Origin of the sequence: Aeromonas sp. HMWF016 (assembly GCF_963878195.1) — a bacterium.
Taxonomy (GTDB): Bacteria; Pseudomonadota; Gammaproteobacteria; order Enterobacterales; family Aeromonadaceae; genus Aeromonas; species Aeromonas lacus.
The window spans coordinates 68,426-74,425 of the sequence record NZ_CAWNWX010000026.1 but is presented as its reverse complement, the minus strand read 5'-3'; the positions used below and the strand labels follow the sequence as shown (position 1 = coordinate 74,425).

The window sequence follows — 6,000 nt, the reverse complement described above, 5'->3', positions numbered from 1 at the left end:
ATCTTGGCCTCTATTGTTGCCGGCCGGCGAACACGACGACTACCTTGTCATCCCCCTTCTCCCGCACGAAAGCATAGGGGCTGTCGGCCAGTTTCTTGTGACTGCCAGCCGCCACTGCCGGGTGGGCGGCGCGGAACTGGCCGAGCCGTTGCCAGTGTTTGATCAGCTCGGCCTTGTCGCCGCTCGCCAGCTCCTGCCAGTTCATGTCCGAGCGCAAGCTTTGATCGAACACGCCACCATCCTTGGCGAGCCCCCGGCCTGACTCATCGCCGTAGTAGATCTGAATGCCGCCCGGCAGCAACATAAAGCTGCTGGCAACCCGGCGCTGCAGCGGTACGTCCTGATAGTCGCCGAAGAACAGCTTGGTGTCGTGGGAGCTGATGTAGCTCAGCACGTTGAACTCGGGATCCTGATTGATGCGGCTGGCGTAGCTGGCATAGGTGGGCTCGGCGCTGGCCAGACACTGGGCCTGGGGCAGGGCGAACTCACGCTGGTAGTCGAAGTTGATCAGCGAATCGAAGCCGTTCTGATACCAGAAATCCTTGGCCACCCCGTGATCCCACACCTCGCCCACCATGTAGAAGGGGAGGTCGTCGAGCTTCTTGGTCGGGTTGGCGGCCTTCCACTCCTTGAGGGCGGCAGTGCCAGCCTGCTTGAGGCGGGCCCACACCTCGGGCTCCAGGTGTTTGACGGTGTCGGCTCTGAAGCCGTCGATGCCAAAGCGGCGCACCCAGTCGGTGTGCCAGGCGATGAGATAGTCGCTCACGGTGGCGTCGGGCAGTGCCTTGGCTTTGGTATCTTTTTTCGCCGTCAGCAGCGGCGGCAGCCCCACCGGCTTGGTGGATTCGGTCAGGAAGTCCGGCAGCCCCGCCACCGAGCCGGTGACGTCGTCGGTGCCAAGCTGCGGGTAGCCGGGCAGGCCAGCCCGCACCCAGTCACCGCTCCACCACTGGTCCCACTTCGGCGACTGGTAGTCGATGAACTGGTTGTAGCCATGCCAGTTGAGGCCGCCGCTCGGGCGCCACTGGTTCCAGACGGCCGGTAGCTTGTTTGTGTTCCGGGTCAGCTCGGTGAGCCCCAAATCCTGCAGGTCGGCTAGGGTGGCGTAACCGGCGTGGTTCATCACCACGTCGAGGATGATCCGCATGCCGCGCTTGTGCGCTTCGTCCACCAGGGTCTTCAGGCTCTCTTCATCGCCGTAGTTGGGATCTATCTTGGTGAAATCGAGCGCCCAGTAACCGTGATAGGCGTAGAAGGGGAAGTTGCCCTGCTCGCCGCCGCCAATGAAGCCGTGCACCTGCTCCACCATGGGGGTGATCCAGATGGCGTTGATGCCGAGCTGCTTGATGTAGTCGAGTTTCTCGGTCAACCCCTTGAAGTCGCCGCCGTGCCAGGTGGCCACTTCATCCTGACCATCCTTCTGGCGCCCGAAGCTGTGGTCGTTGGCGGGATCGCCGTTGTTGAAGCGGTCGGTCAGCAGGAAATAGACGCTCGCCTGATCCCAGCTGAACGGTGCTGGCTTGGCTGCCTTGACCGGCTCGAGCAGCAGCAGGCCGCCGCTCTCTTTACTCGGCGTCAGGGTCAGCTTGCCGCCCTTGACCACACCCTCCTGACCGGAGTAGGCGTCCCGTAACCGGGTGCCGTCAGGCCAGACCCCTTTCAGGGATACGGTAACCGGGCCGCCATCCCAGCTGATGCAGGGCTCCTCTGGCGGCTGGCGTTTGAACTCGCTCTTTTTGGTCGCCCGCAGCACCTTGAGGCTGGGGGTATCCGGGTTGAAGGTGAACTGATAATCCCCCGCCAGCATCACTCGCAGGTTAAAGCTCTGCCCCTTGCTGCACTTGTCCATCGGCTGGGCGGTGCCGAAGGGGAGCTGTTTGCTTTCGCTCGGGCCAAAGCTGGTACCGCAACTGTTTCCCGCGTCGCTGATGCGGATCTGGTGGCTCCCCTTGGCGAGGGTTTGGGTCAGCTCGACCGTCCCCTTGTCCAGCGCGATCGGAGTCGCTACCGGCTGGCCATCTACATAGAGATGAACCTCGGAGGCGGCCATGGCCTGGCCGATCAACAGAGGGCTGGCCAGCAGGGCGAGCCAGAGAGGGGATAAGTTGGGAGCGCGACGCATAAGCCATTCCTTGAGCTGGACAGTTCGGACAAGGGCCCATTCTAGGAGGAGCAAAGAGCGCCTTGGATCGGCAAAATGCCGATTTGTGACATCAGTTCAAATGGTTACGTTTTCAAGAAGCACAAAGTGTGACGGGGAGTGATGGGGGGGGCGCTGCCGATAAAAAGAGCGGCCATAAAAAATGCCGGTCAGTTGACCGGCATTTGAGTTTTCAGCTATCGCCGTCATATCAGACGGTGAAGAACTTGAAGTTGACGAAGGCCACCGCAATAAAGGAGGCGACCATGCCGCTGATGCAGAGCACTGCTGGGCGCATGGCGGGCCAGCGATGGGTCAGCAGGATCAGCGCCAGCATGGTCGGGTAGAGGCCGAACATGTAACGCGGCATGGCATTGAGGCCGGTCATCAGCGGAATGGTGCAGCAGATGAACATCAGGGTCGCTTCGGCCCAGCGCTTCTGGCTGAACAGGTAGAGGTTCAGACCCCAGCCGAAGATCACCATGATGGAGAGGTAGGCCTTGCGACCACCCAGCTCGAAACCGCTCAGCCACCAGTCCAGCGGGCTGTCCATATAACGGCCCCATGCCACCTGAATGTGTTTGAAGGCCATCGCATCACCGGTCAGGTGATAGAGGTAGAGCATGTAGGCGAAGAGGCCAAAGGGGATCATCCAGAGGGTGAAAACCACCTTGAAGGCGCGCTCGGTAAAGCGGAAGAACTCGCGCCAGCCGTAAGCCTGCAGCGCCAGGATCAGCACCGGGAACACCATCATCACACCCAGGTTGCGGGTAGCGGAGATGAACACCCCGAGCAGCGCCACCATCAGCCACTGCTGCCGGTAGGCAAACAGGAACATCCCCAGCATCAGCGCCATAAAGGTCGACTCGGTATAACCGGAGACGAAGTAGGCGGAGAAGGGGGAGAAGGCCAGCAACCAGACGCCGAAACGGGCGGTATCGTCACCCAGCTTGAGCTGGCGCAGCACCAGCAGCATCAGCGGCAGGCTGGCGAAGAAGGAGGCGTTGGCGACAATGATGAGGCCGATCAGGCTCTCGACATTGAGCAGGTTGGAGATGGCGCCGGAGACCATCGGATAGAGCGGCATGAAGGCCCAGTTGGCCGCATTGCCTTTGCTCAGCCAGCGCGGGTAGAGGTCGTAGCCGTTTTCGATGATGCGTTGGAACCAGACGCAGTCGAACTGGCAATAGGCCTGCAGTGGCCCGATACCGGGAGTGCCATAGAGCTGGACACCGAAGTAACCCATGCCATAGAGGGCTGCGCGGCTCAGCACGAAGGCGGCAATGATCATCAGCCAGTCACGGCCGCTGATGCGTAGTGACGGACGATAGGGGAGGCTGTCCCCAGGCAGGGAAGCGGTATTGGTCATGTCATTCATCAGGCAAAAACCCAGACGCGAGAGAGGATGTAGGTGAGTACAGTGACGGTCAGGGTGGCAATAACCACCGGGACGAGACCGGAGAGACCCGCAAACAGCAGACCGCTCAGGATCAGGTTACGCACCGCCAGCGAGAAGAGGGCGACCAGCAGAAACTTGCTGGCGGCTCCCTGCTTCTGGAAGGTGATGTAACGGTGACCGAAGAACGAAAACCAGAAGGCGACGGCAAAAGCCAGTGTCGTCACCAGATGTTCGGAGATGGTTGGCCAGGTGTGAAACACGGCGATGGAGGTGCCCAGATCGACGAGGGTAGCCCCCCCGCCGACAAAACCGAAACGAACCAGCCGCCAGAATTCCTCGCGGGAGATCATCAGGACGCTTGCTCCTGCTGCTCTTGTTGCTCGTCATCCTGCTTGTTGCCCGCCTCCTTGGCGTACTGGCCATAGACTCCCTCAATGAGGTAGACAGGGCGCTGTTTCACTTCCACAAACATGCGGCCGATATACTCGCCGATGATGCCGAGTGACAGCAGCTGGATACCGCCGAGGAACAGTACCACTGACATCAGAGAGGCATAACCCGGCACGTCGATACCGAAGAAGAGCACCTGGGTGATGATTTTCAGGATGTAGAGGAAGGCAACCAGAGAGACGCTTACGCCCACGTAGCTCCACACCCGCAGCGGCCAGCTGGAGAAGCTGAGCAGACCGTCGAGGGCGAAGTTCCACAGTTTCCAGTAGTTGAACTTGGTCTCGCCGGCATGACGGGCGGGACGCTCGTAGGGAACGCCAACGGCACGGAAACCGGCCCAGGCAAACAGCCCCTTCATGAAGCGGTTGCGCTCCGGCAGCTGTTTGATCGCCTCAACCACCTTGCGGTCGATCAGACGGAAGTCACCGGCGTTCTCCGGCAGCTTGGTGCTGGTGGAGAGGGCGTTGAAGAAGCGGTAGAAGCCGCCGGCAGTCAGGCGCTTCATCGGGGTATCGGCGCTGCGGTCAACGCGGATGCCGTAGACGGTGTCGTAGTCACCGGTCTGCCACAGTTTGACGAATTCCAGGATCAGGGCGGGAGGATCCTGCAGATCCACGTCCATCGGCACGATGGCGTCCCCTTTGGCCTGATGCAGACCGGCGGTGAGAGCTGCCTCTTTACCGAAGTTGCGGGCCAGGTTGACCAGGGTTACGCGCGGGTCGCGGGCGATGGCCTGCTCGACCACTTCACGGGTGCGGTCACGGCTGCCGTCGTTGACGAATACAATTTCAAGCTGGTCTTTCAGCGGGGCCAGTTCGTTGTCTATCGCGTTGATGAAGGCATCGATGCTCTCTTCCTCGTTGTAAACGGGAACGACCAGAGAGAGTCGAAAATCTGGATACGACATAAGAACGTCCTTATTGGATAGTAGTTTTTATAAAACGGTGTTCAGGGCAAATATCACTGGGCAACGGTCAGGCGCACTGATTGAACGTTGATGGGGGTTGGTGCCGAGAGCGCCAGAAAATTGGGGCGCTTGGGATCTGCGGTGAGTGAATCCCCTGGCAGGCTGAGGCGGATTTCGTTAATCCCGGCCTTGGCCAGTTTGACCGTGGTAGTAAAGTCGTGACCGAGCGCCACCTGCAGCAGGGCACCCGCTTGCGGGCTGTTGACGCGAGCGTGGATGGTCAGTTCTTCCGGATTGGCAGCCTGCTTGGGCAGCACGAAGTAGAGGCCGCCCTTGCCGCTCAGCTGGGTGCCCTCTTCGCTTGGCTTCTTGGCCCAGCCTTCGCTCGACAGGAAACGGCTCGGCTTGGTGAGGTTGAGCTCGTTGCCCGGCAGATAGGTCATGCTGGAGTTGTGTTCCCAGAAACGGGTTTTCCCCTCCAGATAATAGAGTCGGTAGGCCAGACTCACGTTGGGGTGAGCCGCCAGATAGAGGGTGTAAAGATAGAAACCGCTCAGCGCCAGGATGGCGGTCAGAAAACCAAACTTTTTATACGTCATATCACTCTCTACGCCTGACTGAAATTGGTAGGCAGATCTCGCGCATATGCTAATCCAATTGCAAAAAAAGCATAGTGGATCACAAAAAAATATTTGGTCACATATTAACCCCTTTTGCTCGATGCTCCAAACCCTACGCGACTGTTTGTTGATAAAAAAAACATTATGGAAGTGGCTGATTACAAAGGAATGCTTCTCTTTGGCATAAGAAAAGGGTGCTGTTTGCTGCGTCATTTTCTTGCGGATGGCGTCACAGTCGTTACTGATAGTTCCAATAGCACTGAGATGAGCCCCTTTTTACCTGTTTCCCCCTTCAGCCAGTCGGGATGGCAGTCGATAAACCTGGAGCGTTTCGGGCTGACCTCATTAGCCAGGACGTGTTCATCACATACCGGCTGACCGCCTGCTTTGTAGCGGTTTTACGCATGTCGGTGCAGCGCTGGTGAGCATCTTGCTTTTATATGGTGATTGGCGGCCAGAAGTTGGTTCTTCCGCTATCAGCAAC

The 6,000-nt window shown here is 59.1% G+C and carries 5 protein-coding genes; all 5 read right to left on the bottom strand.

Translation table 11 applies throughout. The annotated features are described in order from the left end of the window. Window positions 1-10: 10 nt before the first annotated feature. Window positions 11-2,122, bottom strand: coding sequence for an alpha-amylase (locus AACS24_RS04070; protein ID WP_108572438.1), 2,112 nt, complete (start codon window positions 2,120-2,122; stop codon window positions 11-13). A gap of 229 nt (window positions 2,123-2,351) precedes the next feature. Then, window positions 2,352-3,518: a hypothetical protein gene (locus tag AACS24_RS04065; RefSeq protein ID WP_108572437.1), complete on the bottom strand. Its 1,167-nt coding sequence runs from the start codon at window positions 3,516-3,518 to the stop codon at window positions 2,352-2,354. Continuing rightward, window positions 3,518-3,889: a GtrA family protein gene (locus AACS24_RS04060; protein ID WP_108572436.1), complete on the bottom strand. Its 372-nt coding sequence runs from the start codon at window positions 3,887-3,889 to the stop codon at window positions 3,518-3,520. Before AACS24_RS04060 ends, AACS24_RS04065 begins: the two co-directional genes overlap by 1 nt. Then, on the bottom strand, window positions 3,889-4,896 hold the full coding sequence (locus AACS24_RS04055) for a glycosyltransferase family 2 protein (protein WP_042032891.1): 1,008 nt from the start codon (window positions 4,894-4,896) through the stop codon (window positions 3,889-3,891). Before AACS24_RS04055 ends, AACS24_RS04060 begins: the two co-directional genes overlap by 1 nt. Before the next feature lie 53 nt (window positions 4,897-4,949). Then, the gene (locus AACS24_RS04050; RefSeq protein ID WP_033115781.1) at window positions 4,950-5,495 is read right to left on the bottom strand and encodes a hypothetical protein; all 546 of its coding nucleotides are present in this window, start codon (window positions 5,493-5,495) and stop codon (window positions 4,950-4,952) included. Window positions 5,496-6,000: the final 505 nt, after the last annotated feature.